Here is a 21,278-nt window from a genome sequence, read left to right on the forward strand (position 1 = left end):
CATGACCGACCTGATCATCGTCAACGCCAAGATCACGACGCTCGATCGCGCCAATCCGCAGGCCGAGGCGGTGGCGATCCGCGACGGCAAGTTCCTCGTCGTCGGCAGCGAGCAGGAGGTGCGCGCCGCCGCGCCGCTGGGCGAGGTGATCGATGCCAGGCAACGGCGCATGATCCCCGGGCTGATCGACAGCCACATGCACATCATCCGCGGCGGGCTGAACTACAATATGGAGCTGCGCTGGGACGGCGTGCCGAGCCTGGCTGATGCGATGGCGATGCTCCGCGCTCAGGTCGACAAAACCCCGGCGCCGCAATGGGTGCGCGTCGTCGGCGGCTTTACCGAGCATCAGTTTGTCGAAAAGCGCCTGCCGACGATCGCCGAACTGAACGCGGTCGCGCCCGATACGCCGGTGTTCATCCTGCACCTCTACGACCGTGCGTTGCTCAACGCCGCCGCGTTGCGCGTGGTCGGCTATACCAGGGACACCCCCAACCCGCCGGGCGGCGAGATCGTGCGCGATGTCGCGGGTAACCCGACCGGGCTGCTGCTCGCGCAGCCGAACGCGACGATTCTCTATGCGACGCTCGCCAAAGGCCCGAAGCTGCCGCCCGAGTATCAGCTGAATTCAACGCGGCACTTCATGCGCGAGATGAACAGCCTCGGCGTTACCGGGGTGATCGATGCGGGCGGCGGGTTCCAGAAGTATCCCGACGATTATGCCATCATCGAGAAGCTCCATGCCGATGGCCAGCTAACGCTGCGCATCAGCTACAATCTGTTCACGCAAAAGCCCAAGGAAGAGCTGGCGGACTTCCAGGGCTGGGTGAAGCAGGTCACGCCCGGCCAGGGCGACGATAGCTACCGCCACAATGGCGCGGGCGAGATGCTGGTCTATTCCGCCGCCGATTTCGAGGATTTTCGCGTCGAACGGCCCGACATGCCGCCGACCATGGAGGGCGATCTCGAACCCGTCATCCGCTTGCTCGCCGAGCATAAATGGCCGTGGCGGCTGCACGCGACTTATGACCAGACGATCGGCCGCGCGCTCGACGTGTATGAAAAGGTGGCGAAAGACATTCCGTTCGACGGGATCAACTGGTTCTTCGATCATGCCGAAACGATCAGCGACCGCAACATCGATCGTATCGCGGCGCTCGGCGGCGGCATCGCGGTGCAACACCGCATGGCCTATCAGGGCGAGTATTTCGTCGAGCGGTACGGCGCCAGGGCCGCCGAGCGCACCCCGCCGATCGCCAGGATGCTCGCCGCCGGGCTGCACGTCGGCGCGGGCACCGATGCGACGCGCGTCGCCAGCTACAACCCCTGGGTGTCGCTCAACTGGCTGGTCACCGGGCGGACGGTCGGCGGGCTCGGCCTCTATCCCGGCGCCAACCGCGTCAGCCGCGAGAAAGCGCTGGCGATGTGGACGCATGAAAACACCTGGTTCTCCAGCGAAGTCGGCAAGAAGGGGCAGATCAAGGCGGGGCAGCTGGCCGATCTCGCGCTGCTGTCGGACGATTATTTAAACGTGCCGGAAAGCGATATTCCGCACCTGCGCGCGGTGCTGACGATGCTGGGCGGCACAGTGGTGTTCGGCGAGGGCGATTATGCCCCGCTGGCGCCCGCGCTGCCGCGGCCGATGCCCGATTGGTCGCCGGTCGCCACGTTCGGGGGATACCACCGCTCGCCCGAGGCCTTGGCGACGCTCGCCGGCGCGTGCGGCTGCGCCAGCGGATGTGCGGTGCACGGCCATGATCATGCCGCGGCGCTGGGCCGCGACGTGCCGGTCGCCGATGTGCAGAGCTTCTGGGGCGCGTTCGGTTGCGGCTGCTGGGCCGTCTGATGTCATCCTTGAAGGAGAGTATCCGTGAACAGGCTCACCTTGCTCCTGGCCGGAGCGCTGCTCGGTGTCGCGCCGATCGCGCCGATCGCGCCGGTTGCCGCGCAGACCACCACCACCCCCGATTACGCGGTCGGCCCGCAATATGACACGACGCACGTTTACGTCCCGCCGGAGCAATATGATGCCTTCATGGCGAGCGTCGTCGCGACTTTCGGCGGCACGCTGAGCGCACAAGGCCAGTTCCAGGTTACGCCGACGCCGAGCAAGACCAAGTCGCAACTGGCGCTCACCCCGGCGGGAACCGTCTCGGGCTTCGGCTTCCTGACGCCGATCCCGTATCCGTTCGGGCAGGAGCGCACCGGCTATCTCGTTACCGATATGGAAGCTGCGGTCGCGGCGGCGCGCAAGCACGGCGCGGCGCGGATGATAAATACCTTCCCCGATCCGATCGGCCGGGATGTCGTGATCCAATGGCCCGGCGGCGTGACGATGCAGCTCTACTGGCACACCACCAAGCCCAATTATGCCCCGCTGGCGACCGTGCCGGAAAACCGCATCTACCTGACCGCCGATTCCGCGGACGCCTTTCTCAAGAGCTGGGGCGGTTATGCGCATGCCAAAGTGACCGAGGACACCAAGGCCGCCGATGGCGCCGAGATCGGCGCGCCCGGCAAGACGTATCGCCGCGTGCGGCTGACCTCGGGCTATGGGGCGATGCTGGTGATCGTCTCCGATGGGCAGGTGCCATGGCCCTATGGGCACGAGCTGACCGGCTATGCCGTGACGAACCTGCCTTCGACGCTCGCCAAGGCGCGCGCTGCCGGCGTGGAAACGCTGGTGCCGCCGCACGCCGAGCGTGATCGACAGTCCGCCATGGTGCGCTTCCCCGGCGGCTATATCGCCGAAATTCATGCGCCGCTGCCGCGATGACAGCCCTGCCCGCGCGTGATCCGCGCTTCGTCGCGGCGATCCTCGATTGGCGCTGGACCGGGTTTGTGGCGCGGCTGGCGCTGGTCGGCGCCTATCTGCTCGGTGCCATCGTCAAGGCGAGCGACTGGTCCGCGGCGGTCGCCGAGCAGGCGCATTTCGGCATGCACCCGCCGGCGTTATGGGCCGCGCTGACCATCGCGGTCGAGATCGTCGGGCCGCTGCTGATCCTGTCGGGGCGGCGCGTCTGGCTTGGCGCCGGCATGCTCGGCGTGTTCACCCTGCTCGCCGCGATCACCGCCAATGCCTTCTGGACGATGCCCCCCGGCGCGGAACGGTTCATGGCGACCAACGCCTTTTTCGAGCATTTCGGGCTGATCGGCGGGTTCGTGCTGGCCGCGCTGGTGGCGGAGGCCGATCAGCGGCGGAAGGCTGGAGGACGTGGCTAGGGTCACGCTGCTCGCGCTGTGCATCGCCGCGCCCGCGCTGGCGCAGAGCGAGCCGGGCGCGGTCGCCCCGCGCGCCACCGAAGCGTGGCAGGCCCCGACGCTGACCACCACGCGATACGACGAGCACTGGACCGCCCTCGCCGACCCGGCGGCGCGCGACGATCACTGGACGGGGCGGTTCAAATATATCCCGCTTGGACCGCTCGCGTACCTGACCACCGGCATCGAGCTTCGTGCCCGCAACGAGGCGTATCGCGACAATGCGTGGGGCGACGCTCCGGCGCCCGACGATGGCTATCTCTGGCTCCGCGCGATGCCCTATGCCGATCTGCATGTCGGCACCGGCCGTGTCGGCGTGCGCGGCTTCGTCCAGCCGATCGCGGCCTATGCGCTCGGCGTCGCGCCGGCGGCCGGACCGATCGAACAGACGCGGATCGATCTGCTGCAAGGCTTTCTCGACGTCCGGCTGGGCGCGGAAACGGGCAGCACAGCGGCGCCGGGCGTGACGCTGCGCGCCGGCCGCCAGATGCTGTCGCTCGGCACCGAGCGGCTGGTGGGCACGCGCTACGGCCCCAACGTGCCACTGGCCTTCGATGGCCTGCGCGGTCTGGTGTCGCTCGATGGGGCGACGGTCAGCCTGCTGGCGGTGCGCCCGGTACAGCCCGGCCCGCAGAGCTTCGATGATACGCGCTCGCGCGCCAAGGCACTCCGGGGCGTCTATACGACCGTATCGGCAAGCGGGATCGGCACCGGCATCGATCTCTATTATCTCGGTTACCGCAATACCGCCGCGACCTTCGGCGCGCTGGCGGGGCGCGAGCGTCGTGACAGCCTCGGCGCGCGCCTGTTCGGTGCGGCCGGCGACTGGCACTGGAATGTCGAGGGCGTCGCGCAGCGCGGTCATTTCGCCGGGCAACGCATCCGCGCCTGGACGCTGGCGTCCGAAGTCGGCCATTCCTTCGCCGCCACGCCGCTCGCGCCCGATGCATTGCTCCGGGTCAATATCGTCAGCGGCGACAGGCGGGCGGGCGACGGCCGGCTCGGCACGTTCAACGCGCTGTTCCCCAAGGGCAAGTATTTCGGCGAACTCTCCCCCGTCGGGCCGACCAACATCGTCAGCGTCAACCCGCAAGTCGCCGCAACGCTGCGCCCGGCGCTGACCGCCAGCATCGCCGGCATGGCCTATTGGCGCTATTCCCGCGGTGACGGCGTGTACGATATTCCCGGCAATCTGGTGCGCGCGCCGGGCACGTCGCGCGCGCGCTTCATCGGCCAGCAGGCCGAGGCGACGCTCGCCTGGCAGGCATCGCCCGAACTCGAACTCTCCACCTCGCTGTCCGCCTTCGCCCCCGGCGCCTTCATCCGGCAGACCGGCACGGCCAGGACGATCGCGATGCTGGGGTTCGAAAGCAATTTTCGCTTCTGACCAAGGATCCCGCCATGAGCACCGCCGCCCCTTCTTCCTTCGATCCCCGAGTCCCGTTGCTGCTCACGCTGTCGGTGGCCACCGGGCTCGTCGATGCGATCAGCGTGCTCGGGCTGGGCAAGGTGTTCACCGCCAACATGACGGGCAATGTCGTGTTCCTCGGCTTTGCCGTGGCCGGGACGCCCAATTTCCACGCGTCGTCCTACATCGTCGCGATCGCCGCCTTCCTGCTCGGCGCGCTGATCGCCGGGCGGACGGGCAAGGCGCATACCGACAAGCCGTTGCGCCGCTGGCTGCTGATCGCGGCGCTGGTCGAGGCGAGCCTGCTGTGGATCGCCGCCGCCGTGGCGATCGGCTTCGACGTCGCCACGCAAAGCCCCGATGCCCGGCTCTATGCCATCATCGCCCTGACCGCGGTGACCATGGGCTTTCGCAACGCCACGATCCGCCAGCTCAGGATCCCGGACCTGAGCACGACCGTGCTGACACTGACGCTGACCGGGCTGGCGGCGGATTCCAGCCTCGCGGGTGGCGGTAATCCAAATATCGGGCGGCGAATCGCGGCCGTGCTGGCGATCTTCATCGGTGCCGTGATCGGCGCATTGCTGGTGTCGCACTGGGGGCTGCCCGTGTCGCTCGCGATGGCCGGCGCGCTGGTGCTGATCGGCACGATCGCCTGCGCCATCCATCCTTCCGCCGCGCAGCCCGCTCGCGCCTGACCACCGTTCGATCGACAGGAAGATACCACCATGCCCCATGCTCACACGCTGGCCCGTGCCGCCGCAGCGGCCATTGTCACCCTCATCCTGACCACCGCTGCCGAGGCGAGCGGCGATACCACCGCCCGCCCCGGCGGCATCGTGCCGCGGTTACGCTGATCGATCGACCGAGCGCTCTCAGGGGCGCTCGTCCGATAACACGCGCTCCACCCGACGGTCGGGGATGAACCAGATCACGGCAACGGCGACATAAATGGCCAGCCCGATGTCCGGCCAGCGCAGCGACGCGGCGATCCCGCTGGCATAAAGCACCAGCGACAGCGTGCCCTTGCGGTCCGTGCCGATCGCTTGTCCCAGTTGCGAGCCCGGGCCATCATGCCGCGCCAGCATCGTCGCCAGCAATTGATAGGCCGCGGCGGTCATCAGCAGGACGATGCCGTAGCTTGCCACCGGCGCCACCGTATCGCGCGTCTCGCCGATCCAGCTGGTGACGAAGGGGATCAGCGACATCCAGAACAACAGATGCAGATTAGCCCACATGATCGGCCCGGTGATGCCGCGCGCCGCCTGCAACAGATGGTGGTGATTGTTCCAGTAGATGCCGACATAGACGAAGCTCAGCGCATAGCTCAGCAACACCGGCACGATCGGCAGCAGATCGGCAAACGCGGTGCCGTGCGGCACCTTCAGCTCGAGCACCATAATCGTGATGATGATCGCGATGACGCCGTCGCTAAACGCTTCGATACGGCCTTTGCCGATCACCTCCCCGCTCACCCCACTCTCCTGTTCGCCCGCCATCGCGCGCCTTGGCATTGTGTCCGCGTTGATCGCATCCTGCGCAGCCCGACGACCCACACGCTCACGGTATTGGGCAAGCTATGTCCACCACCATAAGCTCGCGCCAATGCGGTTCACTACTCAACAGGCGCGATGTTCTTAAGCGCCTCGACCATCAATCGCGGGAAAACCATCTCGAGCGGCTTCGTGTCAGGGAGCACATAAACGTAGCCGCCCTTTTTTTGGAAAAGTGGTCGTATCGTCTTGCCGTAAAATGCCGCAGGCACATTGATGCAGCCAAAGGTGATGCGATTGTCCGTCGCGGTCGGCGACAGCATCCGCTGGCGCCGCCGTTCCTTCTTGCTCGCGCCCGGCGGGATGGGGTGAATCGCCACCGACGTGGCGTAATCAACCCACAGGATTCTTTCCTTACCGATCGGGCGTCCGAATTTCGCCAGGAAGCGGCCGGCCGGCGTGGTCTTCTCGGCCGGACCGATCTCCGCCAGGTTTTTGCTGCCCACGCCCGGGCTCGCATCATCCCCGATGGCGACACCGATTAAGACCGGCACACGGCCAACCATTTCGCCACCCGCATCGTAGAATGACAGCGACGCGGTGGTCTTATCGATGACGATATAAGGAAGCGCGTGATTGTCTTGCGACGCAGCGACCCAATCGGCAACACGCGCCGCCGCTACCGAAGCGGAGACCACCGGTACGGTCTTTGCCGCCGGGGGGCGGGCTTGCTTCCCGGCCGCGGGACGCGCGCCCGCAGCCAGCGGAACCACCACCGCGAGCCAGGCCAACACCCGGAAACCAAGGATCATCGATGCAAGCGCCCAATCCAGGTGGACCCGCCGGCTGGAACGCAGCCGAGCGGGGAAATTAGCATACCATCAACCGGGCTGCTCGCGCGATCAGTTGCGCGGCCGCTTTGCCGGCTTGCGCTCCTGCACCTGCAACCGCTGATCGATGCCGTCTACTCGGCCGGTGAGTTGATCAAGCCGCTGGCCGTTGTTCTGCAATTGCCCGGATGCTGCCTGCGCCTCGGCTAGAGCCGATTTGGCTGTGCCGTCGGTCGCCTGCAACCGGGTCTCGAGCGTGTCTACACGCTGGCTTACCGGGGCGATCTGTTCCCTGACATAGGATTTGGTGGCGCAGCCACCGAGCCCGACTGCGCCAACCAAAAGTACTGCGGCAGGGAGGATTTTCGATGTGAGCTGGGGCATTGTTTTTCCAATCGCTAACTATGTTTCCAACACAAGCCGAACGCTTGAGCTGCGACAATCCGAATTGGGTCGGGCTGTGCATCTTGTCGGGTCGATGGATGGCGTCACGCCCTTAACCCCGCGCTTTTACGGCTTTTTGGCTTTCGCTTGCCCGCATGCTTCCCGCGAACCGCTATTTCCTCGATTTTCGCTTGGCCTCGGTGGCAAACGGATCTTTTGGGATATGGCCAGGCCGCTCCTTGTCGCTTGCCGTCGCAGCGGGTGTCGCCCGCAGCCCCGCGACACAGCGGCGCAGCTCGGCAACCGCCGCGCCGCTCCCATCTAGCTTCAACTGCTCGACCGGGATGTCGTCGCGAGAAATATGAAGATATTTGGATGCGGCGAAATGGGACGGGAACTTCGCTTCGAAGCTCGTGACGAACCCCCGTTTGCCATCCGCGGCGATGCCAATCGCGGCATGCTTGGCAAAGCCGCCGTTAGACAGACGAAAATCCAAGCTCAACCGGTCCTTTGGCTTGATCGACCAGTTGGCGTTTAGCACCGACAGGCGGTTAGTGCTGTCGATATCCACCCCGAGCAGCAGCGTAGTGTCCCCCGCCCGCTTGTATACGCGGGTCAGAAAGCACCCTTGCTTATCGTTGCTTGCCGCGACCGTCCAACCGCTGACGTCCCGCGCAGCATAGTCCTGCGCCACCACGTCAGCACTGGCGAAAACCGTCAGGGCGACAGCGGATGCGGCCAAAATCCCCCTTAGGGTCGCCCCCCGCGATCTCCGATCGATACCTATCGTCTCGATCCGATCTTGTGACATTTGCATCAAACACTCTCCAACCCCGCATTAACCGTCCGAGGCGCGACTGACCATGGCTGCTGCGCCCCTGACCCTCTTCCCTCCCAAACCAGGCGCTGATCACAAGCGGCCACGAGTTCCCGCCTGTCCGCTCGCGCGCTACGAAGCGGCGCAGCATCTGTCTGTGGCGCAATCCCTGTGGGACGACATACGAAATCCAGTTATTAGGCCGATCAGGCGACGCTTAGGCCGATCGCTCTGATAAATATTGGGAGAGATAATGTGCTGTTTCATACAATGGTCGGGTCCAACGATATTGAGCGATCCAGGCGCTTTTACGACGCGGTGCTCGGCGCCCTCGGCGCGGGCGAAGCGACGCTAAACATGGCCGGCAGCGGCCACACCCGCCTGTTCTACCGGCAAAAGGGAGGAACGAACTTCATCGTCACCCAGCCAATCAACGATGAGCCTGCAACGGTGGCAAACGGCAGCACCGTGGCTTTCTCCTGCAAATCGCCCGAGCAAGTCGAACTGTTTCACACAACCGCCATTGCGAACGGCGGCACGTCGATCGAGGGCTTGCCGGGCCCCCGCCAAACCGGAATGGGCACGGTCCACTTGGCTTATGTTCGTGATCCGGATGGCAACAAGCTGTGCGGGATTTACATCCCCGCATAAATGATCGCGACGCAAGCTGATATCGGATCGTCGTACCTGGTTTATTACCAGCGGGCTGGAACCGTCCGGCCCGCTGGCCTTGCCCCTGCAAGGATTGCCGGCATCGCCGCATGGCACCACGAACGCGCGCGTTGCGGCCGGGCCGGGTGCGCCGACGCCAGCCTGATTATTCTGCAATTTTGGTAATCCTCTGTCTGCAGGCGCCAAGCTTGGGCCTATCTGGCCAAGCAACCCTCACGGCATCAGTCGCTTGCGCCCTTGCGACAGATGCCAGCGCATCGCCAGCGCCGCGCCATCCGCGTCCTGCGCGCGGATCGCGTCGACGATCGCGTCATGCTCGTCCATCATTGCGCCAATCACCTCGGGCGGGCGCGAGCGCGAAATGTCGACACCGGCGCGCAGGATGCGGATCACTTCTTCGCGCAAATGATCGAACATTGCGACGAACGCCTGATTAGCGGTTGCCTCGGCGATCGCGCGGTGCAGCAGCCAATCCTCGTCATGCGCCGGCGCGCTCGACAGCAACGCCGCCCTGAGCGCCGCCAGCGCCGCCTCGATCGCATCGAGCTGCGCGTGCGAGCGGCGTTGTGCCGCCAGCCGCGCCGCTTCCGCTTCTAGCACGAAGCGCACTTCATACGTGCCCAGCGTCGCCGCCAGCGCATCCATCGGCATATGCGAGCCCAGCCGCTCGGAGGGGCGCCGCTTGACGAACGATCCCGCGCCACGCCGCGCCTCGGTGATGCCATCCGCCGCCAGCCGCACCAGCGCCTCGCGCACGATCGTGCGTGACATGCCGAACGTCTCCGCCAGCCGCGCTTCCGAGGGCAGGCGATCGCCCGTCGCCAGCGCATCCTGATTGATGATCTGCACGATCGCGGTATAGGCGCGGTCCGCCAGCCGCCCCTCGGCCACCGCCGGTTTGCGCGGGTCAGACAAGGTAGCTCAGCCCCACCACCATCGCCAGCCCGGCGACCGAGATCACCGTTTCCAGCATCGACCAGGTCCTGAAAGTGTCCGCCGTACTCGTGCCGACATAGCCCTTGACCAGCCAGAAGCCCGGATCGTTGACATGGCTGAAGAATACCGACCCCGCGCCGATCGCCAGCACGACCAGTTCAGGCGACACATCGGAGGCGGCAACCACGCCGGGCATGATGCCTACCGCCGTGATCGTCGCCACCGTGGCGGAGCCCGCCGCCAGCCGGATGCCCACCGCGACCAGCCAGCCGAGCACCAAGGGCGAGATCGAGTACATCAACACCAATCGCGCCAGCAGATCGGACAGGCCGGCGGTGACCAGCACCTGTTTCAGCGCGCCGCCCGCGCCGATCGCCAGCAGGATGGCGCCGGCCGCGCCCATCGTTTCAAACCACACCGCATCCTGGATCGCCGCCTCGCTCAGCCGCCGCCCGAACAGCAGCGGCAAGGCCACCAGGTTGGTGATGAGCAACGCCAGCACGGGATTGCTCGCCGCCATCAGCAGCGTATTGTCGGCCAGCGCCGGCACCAGTTTGCCCAACTCGCCCGTCGCGATCAGCACCACCGGCAGCAGCACGATGAACAACGATACCGCGCGGCGCGGCGGCGCGATCTCAAACGGGTGATCGAGCAGCACCGGCGTGGTCAGCCTTACCCCGCGCCCGACGATCGTGGTCAGCACCGGCCCGGCCAGGATCGCGATCGGGATGGCGATGGCGATGCCATAGAGCATTGTCAGCCCGAGACTGGCGCCCAGCGCCTCGACCGCGAGCAGCGGCCCGGGATGCGGCGGCACCAGCGCATGCACCACGCCAAGCCCGGCCAGCGCGGGCATGATCAGCCGCAGCTTGGCATAATCTTGATCCTCCTCCTCCGGCATCGCCGCGGCGGCCGCCATCACGATCGGCAGCAGCAACACGAGCCCCGTTTCGAAAAACAACGGCAGCCCGATGATGATGGCGATGCCCAACGTCGCCCAGGGCGCGACCTTCACGCCGGTCATGCGCAGCGCGCCGCTGGCCAGCGAGGCGGCGGCGCCGGACAGATGCAGCATCGCGCCCAGCGACAGGCCCAGCGCCACCACCAGCCCGGTGCCGCCGATAATGTCGCCGACGCCTTTCTGCACCGCCTTGGCCGTATCGCTCAGCGGCAGTCCGGCAAACGCGCCAACCACGAAGGCGCCACACAACAGCCCGATAAAGGGATGCAACCGGCCGCGCACGATCATCAGCACGGCGAGCAGGATCCCGGCCAACGCGGCAAGGATCAGCCGAATATCGCCCCCGGTCATTGCGGCGCACCGCTGTGCGCTGCAGGTTTGTTTACCGTCGCTGGCATCGTCCGCGCTCCCCTCGCCAATCGGCCGGCGCGTTCGCCTGGCCCCTGGCAGAGCTGTAGGACAGGTTTTTCTGCATCGGCAATAGAAAAGGCTTGATCGGCAGTATAAATGCGGAACATACTATAACCTGTCCAACCGATTCCGCACCAAGCGGAGCATTTGGCACCATCGATGCCGCGGCACCACGCCCGGTCTACGATGACGATGTGGCCATGAGCCGGGGAGCGAGGATGTCATGAGGGAAACCGCCCAGTCTGCGCACGAGCCTATCGCGCCGCCGCCCGCCATGGCCCCCGCGATCGCGACGGTGCGGTTAACGCCGACGCAGATCAAGGTCTTGCAGGGCGTCCGTTCGGGCCTGCTCAACAAGCAGATCGCGTTCGATCTCGGCATCGCCGAGGCCACGGTCAAGGCGCACATGACCGCGCTGATGCGCAAGCTCAACGTGCGCAATCGCACGCAGGTGGCGATCGCTGCCCACGCGCTGCCACTGCATCCGTTCTGACGCGGCGCGCCAACCTCCCCGGCGCCCGTGCGGCGCGTAGCACGATCGGAAAACACATGAAGCAGACCATTCTGTGCTGCGCGGCATTGCTGATCGCGCCCGCGCCGGCCTTCGCCAAATCCACCTCGGTCTATCTCAGAGCGCCGAGCGATCCGCGCGCGATCACCGTCCGCGGCGTGGGCGATGGCCGTGCCGATGACAGCGCCGCGCTGCAGAGCGCGATCGACGCGGCGGCAGCGGGCGGACATGGCGGGGTCGTGTTCCTGCCTTCGGGCCGTTATCGCATCAGCCGCACGATCCTGGTGCGCTCCGCCGTGCGGATCTTCGGCGTCGGGGCCACGCGCCCGGTGATCCTGCTCGGCGATAACAGCGCCGGCTTCGGCAGCGGCGTGGCGGCGATGGTCAGCTTCACCGGCGAGGATCAATATCGCGTCGGCCGGGCACCGATTGCACCACCCACCAGCGTGCCGTTCGATCCGGCCACCTTCGATGCCACGTCCAGCACCTTCTATTCCACGCTCTCCAACGTCGATTTCGAGATCGGGCGCGGCAATGCCGGCGCGGTCGCGGTGCGCTTCCGCGTCGCGCAGCATGGCTATCTGCGGCATATCGATTTCCATCTCGGCTCGGGGCTGGCGGGCATTTATCAGGCCGGCAACGAGGCGGAAAATCTGCGCTTTTATGGCGGGCGCTACGGCATTCTTACCGAAAAGACTTCGCCCGCCTGGCAGTTCACGCTGATCGATTCCGAATTCGACGGGCAACGCGATGCCGCGATCCGCGAACATGAAGTCGATCTCACCCTCGTCAACGTGGCGATCAAGAATACGCCCGTCGGCATCGAAATCGATCGCGGCTATTCGGATTCGCTCTGGGGCAAGGACGTGCGGCTCGAGAACGTCTCACAGGCCGGCGTGCTGATTTCGAACGAGAAGAACGTCTTCACGCAGATCGGTTTCGACAATGCCGTCGCCGCGAACACGCCGGTGTTCGCGCGCTTTCGCGAGAGCGGTAAAACCGTCAACGCGCCCGGCCGCGCCTACCGCGTCGCCGATTTCTCCTACGGGCTGAAACTGCCCGGCCTGGGCGCGATCGGCGAGTATGCCACCGACGTGAAGATCGCTCCGCTCGGCCGCCTGCCCGCGCGCCGCGCGGCGGCGATCCGCGCGCTCCCCCCGGTGCGCGACTGGGCCAATGCGCACGATCTCGGCGTCAAGGGAGACGACGAGACGGACGACACCGCCGCGCTGCAACGCGCGGTCGATACGCACCGCGTGGTCTATCTGCCGATGGGCCGCTACCGCTTGACCGACACGCTCAGGCTGCGCCCCGATAGCGTGCTGATCGCGCTCCACCCCAGCCTGACGCATCTGTATCTGCCCGATGAAACCCCCGCTTTTACGGGCGTGGGCAGCGCCAAGGCCCTGCTGCAGAGCGCCAAGGGCGGCAACGCCATCGTCTCCGGGCTCGGGCTATGGACCGGTGGTGTTAATCCGCGCGCCACCGCCTTGCTGTGGAAGGCGGGCGAAGCCTCGATGGTCAACGATGTGAAGATCCAGGGCGGCGGCGGCACCGTGCTGACGAAGGGCAGCCCGATCGGGCTCAACGACGCCAAGGCGCGGCAGGACGGGCAGCATCCCAGCATCTGGGTGACGGACGGCGGCGGCGGCACCTTCGCCGCCTTGTGGTCACCCAACACCCTGGCCTCGGCCGGCTTCTACGTGTCCGACACCAAGACCCCGGGCCATGTCTACGAGCTGTCCGCCGAGCATCATTATCGCGCCGAAATCGTACTCGATAATGTCGAGAATTGGGAATTCCTCGCGCCGCAAACCGAGCAGGAAGTGCGCGACGGGGTGAACGCCGTCTCCACCGAATTCCGCAATTCGCGCAACATCCTGTTCGCCAATTATCACGGCTACCGCGTCACGCGCACCATCAAGCCGATGGATGCCGCGGTAAAGCTCTACAATTCCAGCGACATCCGCTTCCGCAACGTTCACGTCAACGCCGAGAGCGGCTTCGCCAGCTGCGACGACAAAGGCTGCGGCACCTATACCCGCGCGAGCAAATTCCCGTTCGAAAACGCGATCAAGGATATGACCAGCGGCCAGGAAATCCGCGAGCGCGAATTCGCCCGCTTCGATTTCACCAGCTCTCCGGCGCGCACCGCCCTTCCCGTCACGCCCGGTGTCGAAAAGCTCGCCGACGGCTTCTATTCGATCGCCGGCGCGGCGGTCGACGCCAAGGGCAAGCTCTACTTCATCGATCGCCAGTTCCAGCGCATCCATGGCTGGTCGGAAAAGGAAGGCCTGACCATCCTTGCCGACGCGCCGCTCGATCCGGTCAATCTGGCGATCGACCGCTCGGGCGACCTGCTTGTGCTGTCCTCGGCCGGGCACGATGCCAGCGTTTACAGCATCGATCCCGCCCATCCGCGCGACGTGCGCGTGATCGCCCCCACGGCGAGCAAGCCGCGCAGCGGCGCCGCCACCGCCCTGCCCGTCAACGTCTGGGCCAATGGCGAATTTGCCGATCGCATCGATCCCAAAACCTATCAATACCCGCCGTTATCCGAATTCTTTACGCGCGGTCTCGGCGAGCCCAAGCCGCGCGAATATGTCTCGCCCGATGGCTCGCTCGTGCTCCCCGCTTTCCGCGTGTGGAATCAGGGGCCGGACGATCATCAGGGCTGGCGCTGGTCGGATACGCTGGATGCTTACGGATTGGTCACCGCCAAGCCCGGCGAGCGCGTCTGGCTCACCAACGCCTCGGAAAACCGCACCTATAGCGGGCTGGTCGGTGCCAGCGGCACCGTCACCGATCTCAAGGTCGTCGCCGATCGCGGTGGCGAAAGCGTCGCGCGCGATGCCGCGGGCAACCTCTATGTCGCCAACGGCCAGGTGTTCGTCTACGCAGCGGACGGCACGCTGCCGCGCCGCATCGACGTGCCCGAGCGCCCGCTGCAACTGATCATCGGCGGCGCCGATCAGCGCACCTTGTTCATTCTGACGCACCACACGCTGTACGCCACCGGCATCTAATCGCTACGGTTGCATGATACCGTTGATGAGAGCGTATCATGCAGCCGTCCCCCGCGCCGTCCCCTGTTCGTATCGGCACGGCGGGCTGGTCGATCCCCAAAACGGATGCGGCGGCGTTTCCGGCTGAGGGCTCGCATCTGCAACGTTACAGCGCGGTGTTGTCGGCAGTGGAAATCAACTCGTCATTCCACCGCCCGCACCGCCGCCAGACCTACGAACGCTGGGCCGCCACCGTCCCGGCTGATTTCCGCTTCTCCGTCAAAATCCCCAAGACAATCTCGCACGCGGCGCGGCTGATCGACACCGAGCCGCTGCTCGATGCCTTCGTCGCCGAGGTCGCGGGCCTCGGGGGCAAACTGGCGGTGCTGCTGCTGCAACTGCCGCCCAGCTTCGGCTATGACGAAAGGGTCGTCGCGCGCTTCTTTGAGGCGCTTCGCCACCGCATACCGCCGACGGTTCAGCTCGCCTGCGAACCCCGCCACGCCAGCTGGTTCGCGCCGGACGTCGAAGTCTGGCTCGCCATGCAGCGTGTCGCGCGCGTCGCGGCAGATCCGGTCATTGCCCCCGGCGGTGCGCAGCCCGGCGGCTGGCCCGGCCTCCGCTATCACCGCCTCCACGGCGCCCCGCGCATCTATTACTCGTCCTATGAAGCTGCATTCCTCGAAGCGCTTGCCATAACGTTGGCGGGCGACACGCCGGCTTGGTGTATCTTCGACAACACCGCATCCGGCGCCGCCACCGGCAATGCACTGGCGCTCCAGACGATGCTCATGCCCGGATGACGTTGCGCGAACCCGCGCCGCCGCATACCAAGGCATTGTCGAAAAGGCTTTAATAGCCACTCAAGGGGTTCAGATGCGCAATAATGTGACGGCGGTGATCGCCAGCCTGATGGTAACCATGCCCGGTATGGCGCAAAACGCGCCGCCCGCAGCCGCCCCGATCGAACAGACGCAAGCGCCGGAAAACCAGGTCACCAATCCCGATCAGCCCGTGCCCAATCCGGTGACGCCGCCCGTCACGCCCACGCCGGTTGCCCCGGCTGTTCGCGCCGCGCCTGCCGCCGTTGCACAGCCGAAGCCTGCAAAATGGGATGTCAACGCGCCTCCCGGCATGGTCACGCGCCAGGTGCCGATCGCGGTCAACGAAGGCACATGGATGAACATCGATGTCGCGCGCGACGGCCGCACCATCGCGTTCGATCTGCTTGGCGATATCTATACCATGCCGATCACCGGCGGCACGCCGCGCCGCATCGCTGAGGGACTGGCCTATGAACAACAGCCGCGCTTTTCGCCCGATGGCACGCGCATCGCTTTCGTCTCTGATCGCGGCGGTGGGGACAATATCTGGATCATGAATGTCGATGGCAGCGACAAGCGCCAGCTGACCAAGGAGGATTTCCGCCTGCTCAACCAGCCAAGCTGGAGCCCCGATGGCCGCTTCATCGTCGCGAAGAAGCATTTCACCACCGGGCGGTCGCTCGGCACGGGCGAGGTCTGGCTGTATCACGTATCGGGCGGCGGCGGCGTGCAACTGGTCAAGCGCGCCAGCGAGGAATTGCAGAAGGAACTGGGCGAACCGATTTATGCGCCTGATGGCAGGAGCGTCTATTATACGCGCAACGTAACCCCGGGGCCGATCTTCGAATACGCCCAGGATTCCTACACGGATCTGTTCAACATCGAACGCTATGACATGGTTACGGGCGAGGTCAGCACGGCGGTGTCCGGTGCAGGCGGTTCGGTCCGCCCGACGCCGTCGCCCGATGGCAAGCAGATCGCGTTCGTGCGCCGCGAGGCTGGTCGCTCGAAGCTGTACGTCAAGGATCTGGCCGCCGGCACCGAACGCAAGATCTACGACGCGCTCGATCAGGACGTACAAGAGACCTGGGCGGTAACCGGCGTCTATCCCAACATGGCATGGACGCCCGACAGTGGCAGCCTGGTGTTCTGGGCCGGCGGCAAGATCCGCCGCGCCGCCAGCAATGGCAGCGGCGCACGCGAAATCCCGTTCGCCATCAATGATACGCGCGTGGTGATCGATGCGGTGCACCCGCAGGTGGCGGTCGCGCCCGCGACGTTTACCACCAAGATGCCGCGCTGGGCGAGCTTGTCGCCTGATGGCCGCAGCGTACTGTTCGAAACACTGGGCAAATTGTGGGTCAAGCCGGTCAGCGGCGGCGCCCCGCGCCGCCTGGTGCGCGGCGACGAGGAGGGCTTCGAATTGTGGCCGTCCTGGTCGCGCGACGGCCGATCGGTGGTGTTCGTCGGCTGGACCGACGCCGGGCTCGGCCAGATCCGCACCGTTGCCGCCAGCGGCGGCACGGCCCGCACGGTGACGGCCAGCGCCGGCCATTATAGCGTCCCGCGCTTCGCGCCCGATGGCCGCAGTATCGTATTCCAAAGCAACGAGGGCGGCCCGCTTACTGCGGCGCGCGGCAGCGATAACCCGGGCATCTATCGCATTGCCACCGGAGGCGGCGCGGCGACGCGCATTGCCAAGGGCGGCATCTCCCCGCAATTCGGCGCGGAGGGCGACCGCGTGTTCTTCATCGCGCGCGAGAAAGGCAAGCGCCAGCTGGTCAGCACAGATCTCTCGGGCCAGGCCAAACGCGTCCATGCCAGCGGCGAGCTGGTCAACGATTATCAGGTCTCGCCCGATGGCCGCAACGTCGCGTTCCGGCAGAATTACGAAGCCTTTGTGATGCCGCTGATGCCCGGCACGCAGGATGTCACCGTCGATATCAAGAAGGGCGCGCTGCCCATCACGCGCGCCAGCGGCGAAGGCGCCAGCTTCATCGGCTGGTCGGCGAACGGCGCTCAACTCAACTGGTCGCTCGGGCCCAATTTCTACACGGTGCAGACCGATGCCCTGTTCAAGACCGCGCCGCTGCAGGACGACGCCGACAAGGATGCTGCCAAATTCGTGCCCCCCGCCACGGGTCTGTCGCTCGCCATGGAGGTCACCGCCGATCGCCCGACGCGCACCATCGCGCTGACCGGCGCCCGGCTCGTCACGATGGCCGCGCCCGATGGCGGCATCATCGCGGACGGCGTGGTGGTGATCCAGGGTGATCGCATTGCCGCGATCGGCCCGCGCGCCTCTGTCGCCATCCCGGCCGGCGCGACGATCATTGATCTGGCCGGCAAGACGATCATTCCGGGCATGATCGATGCGCACGCGCATGGCCCGCAAGCCGAAGACGATCTGATCCCGCAGCAGAATTGGTCGGCGATGGCCAATCTCGCCATGGGCACTACGACGATCCACGATCCGTCGGCTACCGCGTCGGAAATCTTTGCCGCCGCCGAGCTGCAACGCGCCGGCAAGATCATCGCGCCGCGCACCTTCTCCACCGGCGAAGTGATCTATGGGGCCAAATCGCCTGACGTCTATGCCGAGATCGACACGATCGAGGATGCACTGGCCGATGTCCGCCGGCTCAAGGCGCAGGGCGCGTATAGCGTGAAAAACTATAACCAGCCGCGCCGCGATCAGCGCCAGATGGTCGTCGCCGCCGCGCAGCGCGAGAATATGGAGGTCGTGCCCGAGGGCGGCTCGGTCTACGCGCTTGACATCAGCCTGATCCAGGATGGCAATGCCACGCTCGAGCATAATATGCCGGTCGAGACCTTTTATGCCGACGTGCTCAGCCTGTGGTCGCAGACGAAGACCAATTATACGCCGACCTTGGTCGTGGCGTATGGTGGTCTCGCCGGCGATCCCTATTGGCGCCAGCATATGGAGGTGTGGAAGCACCCGATCCTGTCGCGCTACGAGCCGCCCGCGATGCTGCTGGCGCAGAATGGTCGCCGCACGATGGCGCCCGAGCAGGCGTTCGTCGACGACGATACCGCGCGGGAGGCCAAAAAGCTCGCCGAGCGCGGCGTTCAGGTCTCAATCGGTGCGCATGGCCAGCAGCCCGGGCTCGGCGCGCATTGGGAGATGTGGTCGTTCGTGCGCGGCGGTTATAGCCCGATCGAGGCACTGCGCGCCGCCACCATCGTGCCCGCCACATCGCTTGGCTATGCCGCCGATCTCGGCTCGCTCCAGGTCGGCAAGCTCGCCGACCTGGTCGTGCTCGATGCCGATCCCACGGCGGATATCCGCAACAGCGACAAGATCCACCGCGTCATGCTTGGCGGCCGGCTGTATGATCCACTGACGCTTAACGAAGTCGGCACCGGCACGCGCCAGCGTCAGCCCTTGTGGTGGGAAGGTGCGGGCAACGGCACTGGCAACCTGCCGAGCATCAACGACGCACACGGCCACGACTAAGGCCGGGCCTGCTGCGTTCCGTCGTCACCCCGGGCCCGTCCCGGGGTGACGCCTCATCCTGAGCCGCAGTCTCAGAAAAGCGTCGTCATCCCGTAAAACAGCGCGCCCACCGCCGCCGATGCCGGGATAGTGATCAGCCACGCCACCACCACGCCGCGCGCCACGCCCCAGCGCACCGCGGAAGCGCGCCGCGCCGTGCCCGCGCCGATGATCGCGCCGGTGATTGTGTGCGTGGTCGATACGGGAATGCCCATGGCCGAGGCGGTGAACAATACGATCGATCCCGCCAGCGACGAGCTGAAGCCTTGATGCTGGGACAATTTGGTGATGCGCGAGCCCATCGTCTCGATGATCTTCCAGCCGCCGGTCATCGTGCCCATGGCGATGGCGATATAACAGCTGATCGCCACCCAGTGCGGCACCGCGAACGGCCCGCTCAGATAGCCGGTCGAATAGAGCAGCACGGTGATGATCCCCATCGTCTTCTGCGCGTCGTTCAGCCCGTGGCTCAGCGAATAGGCTGCCGACGATATGAGGTGCAGCACGCGGAAGCTGCGTTCGGCGTGCTGCGCGCTGACGCGGTGCAGCGCCCAGCTCGACAGCAGCATGACCAGCATGGCGAGAAACATCCCGATCGTCGGCGACAGCACGATGGCGATCAGCGTCTTGTTCAGCCCGGCCCATTGGATCCCGCCGATCCCCGCATGCGCCACGCCCGCACCGATCATCCCCCCGACCAAGGCATGGCTGCTCGACGACGGGATGCCCTTGATCCACGTCACCACGTTCCAGAACATCGCCCCGCCGAGCGCGCCGAAGATCACTGCCGGGGTGATTAGATCCTTGTCGATCAGCCCCTTGCCGATCGTATCGGCCACGGCGTGCAAGCTGGGAAAGGCGATCGTCAGGAAATATGCGGCGAAATTGAACACCGCGGCAAACAGCACCGCCTTGACCGGTGACAGCAATCGCGTGGCCACCACGGTAGCGATGGAGTTGGCCGCATCGTGCAGCCCGTTGAGATAATCGAAGGCCAGCGCGACGGCGATCAGCCCGACGAGCAGCGGAAAGGCAAGCTGGTGCATGGTTCAGCAGCGATTAGGAATGATCGATGACGATGCCGTCAATCTCGTCGGCGACATCCTCGAACGCGTCGACGATGCGCTCGAGATGCTTGTAGATTTCACGATCGATCACGAAGCGCAGCGTGTCGGTGGCGCCATGTTCCTGCAGCGAGCGCTTGAGCCCGGCGGCATGAATCTCGTCGGCATGACTTTCCATCCGCACCAGCCGTTCGGTCAGCTCGTGCAGTCGCTCGCCGTTGCGCGCCACATCACGCAGCAGCGGCATGGCTTCCGCGGTGACGCGCGCGGCATCGACGACGATCGCCGCCATATCCTTCATCTCGGGTGCGAAGTCGGTTACGTCATACAGGTCGATGGCCTGCGCCGCGGCCTGCATTTCATCCACCGTATCGTCCATCGCCGCGATCAGGCTGGTGATCGCGGCGCGATCAAACGGCGTAAGGAATGTCTTGCGCACCGTCTGCAGTACGGTGCGGGTAATCTCGTCCGCGTCATGCTCGCGTTCGATGATCTCGCGGATATGATCGGGCGCCGATGCGCCGCCCTGCATCATCCGCGCGGTGGCATCCGACGCAGCAGTGATGGTGCGCGCATGCGCCTCGAACATCTCGAAGAAATTCCCCGTCTTGGGGAGCAAACGCTGAAACCAGGCGAACATCGACCCTACCCTTGATCGCTCGGCGACCACGCCGAGCCTAGTTGTGCGCCGCGCGGCGGCAGTGAATTCGGCAGTAGCGAACGAGCGGATCAGATCGCGCAGATCCAGTTCGTCCACCGCGTCGGCCGCTTCGGCCAGCGAAAACCAGCGCCGCTCGCGCTGCTCCTGTTCCTTCCAGCTCGCCAGTTCGCGCGTCACCGCCAGCGGGAAGACGTCGACATCGACCATCAGCGACGCGCCGTTGCTGCGCCGTTTGCGATAGCGGTAGCTGCCCAGCCGCGTCGGGCAGATCGCGCCGCAAATTCCCGCTTCCTCTTCTGCTTCCAGCGCCGCGGCGGCATGCGGTTCCATGCCCGTCTCGATATTCCCCTTGGGAATCACCCACCGCCCGGTGCCGCGCGAGGTCACCAGCATGACCTGCACGGTGGTCGTCGGCGCGACGCCTTCGGTGCGATAGGGAAGAGCAGCGATCTGGCGAATGATGGGATCCGATGAAAACGAGTGCGGCCCTTGCCGCAAACCGCCGCGGCTGCATAGCCTTCGC

At 65.7% G+C, this 21,278-nt stretch carries 19 protein-coding genes; 11 read left to right on the forward strand and 8 right to left on the reverse strand.

What is annotated here, in order from left to right; translation table 11 throughout:
- Window position 1: 1 nt before the first annotated feature.
- From ABC969_RS15765 to ABC969_RS15790, 6 genes are read left to right on the forward strand one after another with little or no spacing between them, the layout of a single operon-like run.
- Complete coding sequence (locus ABC969_RS15765) at window positions 2-1,846, forward strand: amidohydrolase (RefSeq protein ID WP_345866233.1); 1,845 nt, start codon at window positions 2-4, stop codon at window positions 1,844-1,846.
- A gap of 24 nt (window positions 1,847-1,870) precedes the next feature.
- Window positions 1,871-2,776 (forward strand): glyoxalase, encoded by a 906-nt coding sequence (locus ABC969_RS15770; RefSeq protein ID WP_345866118.1) that lies wholly within the window; start codon window positions 1,871-1,873, stop codon window positions 2,774-2,776.
- On the forward strand, window positions 2,773-3,222 hold the full coding sequence (locus ABC969_RS15775) for a DoxX family protein (RefSeq protein ID WP_345866119.1): 450 nt from the start codon (window positions 2,773-2,775) through the stop codon (window positions 3,220-3,222). The genes ABC969_RS15770 and ABC969_RS15775 overlap by 4 nt, the downstream gene beginning before the upstream one ends.
- Entirely contained in the window at window positions 3,215-4,648 is a 1,434-nt protein-coding gene (locus ABC969_RS15780; RefSeq protein WP_380808908.1) for an alginate export family protein, read from the forward strand. Before ABC969_RS15775 ends, ABC969_RS15780 begins: the two co-directional genes overlap by 8 nt.
- A 14-nt stretch (window positions 4,649-4,662) precedes the next feature.
- On the forward strand, window positions 4,663-5,367 hold the full coding sequence (locus ABC969_RS15785) for a YoaK family protein (RefSeq protein ID WP_345866120.1): 705 nt from the start codon (window positions 4,663-4,665) through the stop codon (window positions 5,365-5,367).
- A gap of 30 nt (window positions 5,368-5,397) precedes the next feature.
- Window positions 5,398-5,526 (forward strand): hypothetical protein, encoded by a 129-nt coding sequence (locus tag ABC969_RS15790; RefSeq protein WP_345866121.1) that lies wholly within the window; start codon window positions 5,398-5,400, stop codon window positions 5,524-5,526.
- A gap of 18 nt (window positions 5,527-5,544) precedes the next feature.
- Here the strand turns inward: ABC969_RS15790 and ABC969_RS15795 are convergent, their stop codons facing one another.
- From ABC969_RS15795 to ABC969_RS15810, 4 genes are all read right to left on the reverse strand, one after another.
- Entirely contained in the window at window positions 5,545-6,144 is a 600-nt protein-coding gene (locus tag ABC969_RS15795) for a TMEM175 family protein (RefSeq protein ID WP_345866122.1), read from the reverse strand.
- A 140-nt stretch (window positions 6,145-6,284) separates the two neighbouring features.
- The gene (locus tag ABC969_RS15800; RefSeq protein ID WP_345866123.1) at window positions 6,285-6,974 is read right to left on the reverse strand and encodes a hypothetical protein; all 690 of its coding nucleotides are present in this window, start codon (window positions 6,972-6,974) and stop codon (window positions 6,285-6,287) included.
- A gap of 90 nt (window positions 6,975-7,064) precedes the next feature.
- Entirely contained in the window at window positions 7,065-7,376 is a 312-nt protein-coding gene (locus tag ABC969_RS15805) for a hypothetical protein (RefSeq protein ID WP_345866124.1), read from the reverse strand.
- A 172-nt stretch (window positions 7,377-7,548) separates the two neighbouring features.
- Window positions 7,549-8,118: a hypothetical protein gene (locus ABC969_RS15810; RefSeq protein WP_345866125.1), complete on the reverse strand. Its 570-nt coding sequence runs from the start codon at window positions 8,116-8,118 to the stop codon at window positions 7,549-7,551.
- Window positions 8,119-8,448: 330 nt separating this feature from the next.
- On the opposite strand from ABC969_RS15810, the gene ABC969_RS15815 reads away from it, so the two are divergent.
- Window positions 8,449-8,844, forward strand: a complete 396-nt coding sequence (locus tag ABC969_RS15815) for a VOC family protein (RefSeq protein WP_345866126.1) — start codon at window positions 8,449-8,451, stop codon at window positions 8,842-8,844.
- Between the two features lie 234 nt (window positions 8,845-9,078).
- On the opposite strand, the gene ABC969_RS15820 is transcribed toward ABC969_RS15815, so the two are convergent.
- Window positions 9,079-9,756, reverse strand: a complete 678-nt coding sequence (locus tag ABC969_RS15820; protein ID WP_345866235.1) for a FadR/GntR family transcriptional regulator — start codon at window positions 9,754-9,756, stop codon at window positions 9,079-9,081.
- A gap of 16 nt (window positions 9,757-9,772) precedes the next feature.
- Entirely contained in the window at window positions 9,773-11,113 is a 1,341-nt protein-coding gene (locus tag ABC969_RS15825) for a GntP family permease (RefSeq protein ID WP_345866127.1), read from the reverse strand.
- A 334-nt stretch (window positions 11,114-11,447) separates the two neighbouring features.
- Here ABC969_RS15825 and ABC969_RS15830 point away from each other — a divergent pair, with 334 nt between their 5' ends.
- From ABC969_RS15830 to ABC969_RS15845, 4 genes are all read left to right on the forward strand, one after another.
- Window positions 11,448-11,666, forward strand: coding sequence for a helix-turn-helix domain-containing protein (locus ABC969_RS15830; protein WP_345866128.1), 219 nt, complete (start codon window positions 11,448-11,450; stop codon window positions 11,664-11,666).
- A gap of 56 nt (window positions 11,667-11,722) precedes the next feature.
- Window positions 11,723-14,710, forward strand: coding sequence for a glycosyl hydrolase family 28-related protein (locus ABC969_RS15835; RefSeq protein ID WP_345866129.1), 2,988 nt, complete (start codon window positions 11,723-11,725; stop codon window positions 14,708-14,710).
- A 38-nt stretch (window positions 14,711-14,748) separates the two neighbouring features.
- Window positions 14,749-15,492, forward strand: coding sequence for a DUF72 domain-containing protein (locus ABC969_RS15840; protein WP_345866130.1), 744 nt, complete (start codon window positions 14,749-14,751; stop codon window positions 15,490-15,492).
- A gap of 73 nt (window positions 15,493-15,565) precedes the next feature.
- Complete coding sequence (locus ABC969_RS15845) at window positions 15,566-18,991, forward strand: amidohydrolase family protein (protein WP_345866131.1); 3,426 nt, start codon at window positions 15,566-15,568, stop codon at window positions 18,989-18,991.
- Between the two features lie 71 nt (window positions 18,992-19,062).
- On the opposite strand, the gene ABC969_RS15850 is transcribed toward ABC969_RS15845, so the two are convergent.
- Window positions 19,063-20,076, reverse strand: a complete 1,014-nt coding sequence (locus ABC969_RS15850; protein WP_345866132.1) for an inorganic phosphate transporter — start codon at window positions 20,074-20,076, stop codon at window positions 19,063-19,065.
- Window positions 20,077-20,089: 13 nt separating this feature from the next.
- On the reverse strand, window positions 20,090-21,214 hold the full coding sequence (locus ABC969_RS15855) for a DUF47 family protein (protein WP_345866236.1): 1,125 nt from the start codon (window positions 21,212-21,214) through the stop codon (window positions 20,090-20,092).
- Window positions 21,215-21,278: the final 64 nt, after the last annotated feature.

Origin of the sequence: Sphingomonas qilianensis (genome assembly GCF_039614825.1) — a bacterium.
GTDB classification, from domain to species: Bacteria; Pseudomonadota; Alphaproteobacteria; order Sphingomonadales; family Sphingomonadaceae; genus Sphingomonas; species Sphingomonas qilianensis.

What these genes read in the sequence shown, in the direction of transcription:
- ABC969_RS15825 (WP_345866127.1), bottom strand. Translation starts at nt 11,113, where the DNA reads ATGACCGGGGGCGATATTCGGCTGATCCTTGCCGCGTTGGCCGGGATC.
- ABC969_RS15845 (WP_345866131.1), top strand. Translation starts at nt 15,566, where the DNA reads ATGCGCAATAATGTGACGGCGGTGATCGCCAGCCTGATGGTAACCATG.
- ABC969_RS15775 (WP_345866119.1), top strand. Translation starts at nt 2,773, where the DNA reads ATGACAGCCCTGCCCGCGCGTGATCCGCGCTTCGTCGCGGCGATCCTC.
- ABC969_RS15840 (WP_345866130.1), top strand. Translation starts at nt 14,749, where the DNA reads ATGCAGCCGTCCCCCGCGCCGTCCCCTGTTCGTATCGGCACGGCGGGC.
- ABC969_RS15830 (WP_345866128.1), top strand. Translation starts at nt 11,448, where the DNA reads ATGGCCCCCGCGATCGCGACGGTGCGGTTAACGCCGACGCAGATCAAG.
- ABC969_RS15805 (WP_345866124.1), bottom strand. Translation starts at nt 7,376, where the DNA reads ATGCCCCAGCTCACATCGAAAATCCTCCCTGCCGCAGTACTTTTGGTT.
- ABC969_RS15850 (WP_345866132.1), bottom strand. Translation starts at nt 20,076, where the DNA reads ATGCACCAGCTTGCCTTTCCGCTGCTCGTCGGGCTGATCGCCGTCGCG.
- ABC969_RS15785 (WP_345866120.1), top strand. Translation starts at nt 4,663, where the DNA reads ATGAGCACCGCCGCCCCTTCTTCCTTCGATCCCCGAGTCCCGTTGCTG.
- ABC969_RS15790 (WP_345866121.1), top strand. Translation starts at nt 5,398, where the DNA reads ATGCCCCATGCTCACACGCTGGCCCGTGCCGCCGCAGCGGCCATTGTC.
- ABC969_RS15765 (WP_345866233.1), top strand. Translation starts at nt 2, where the DNA reads ATGACCGACCTGATCATCGTCAACGCCAAGATCACGACGCTCGATCGC.
- ABC969_RS15835 (WP_345866129.1), top strand. Translation starts at nt 11,723, where the DNA reads ATGAAGCAGACCATTCTGTGCTGCGCGGCATTGCTGATCGCGCCCGCG.
- ABC969_RS15800 (WP_345866123.1), bottom strand. Translation starts at nt 6,974, where the DNA reads ATGATCCTTGGTTTCCGGGTGTTGGCCTGGCTCGCGGTGGTGGTTCCG.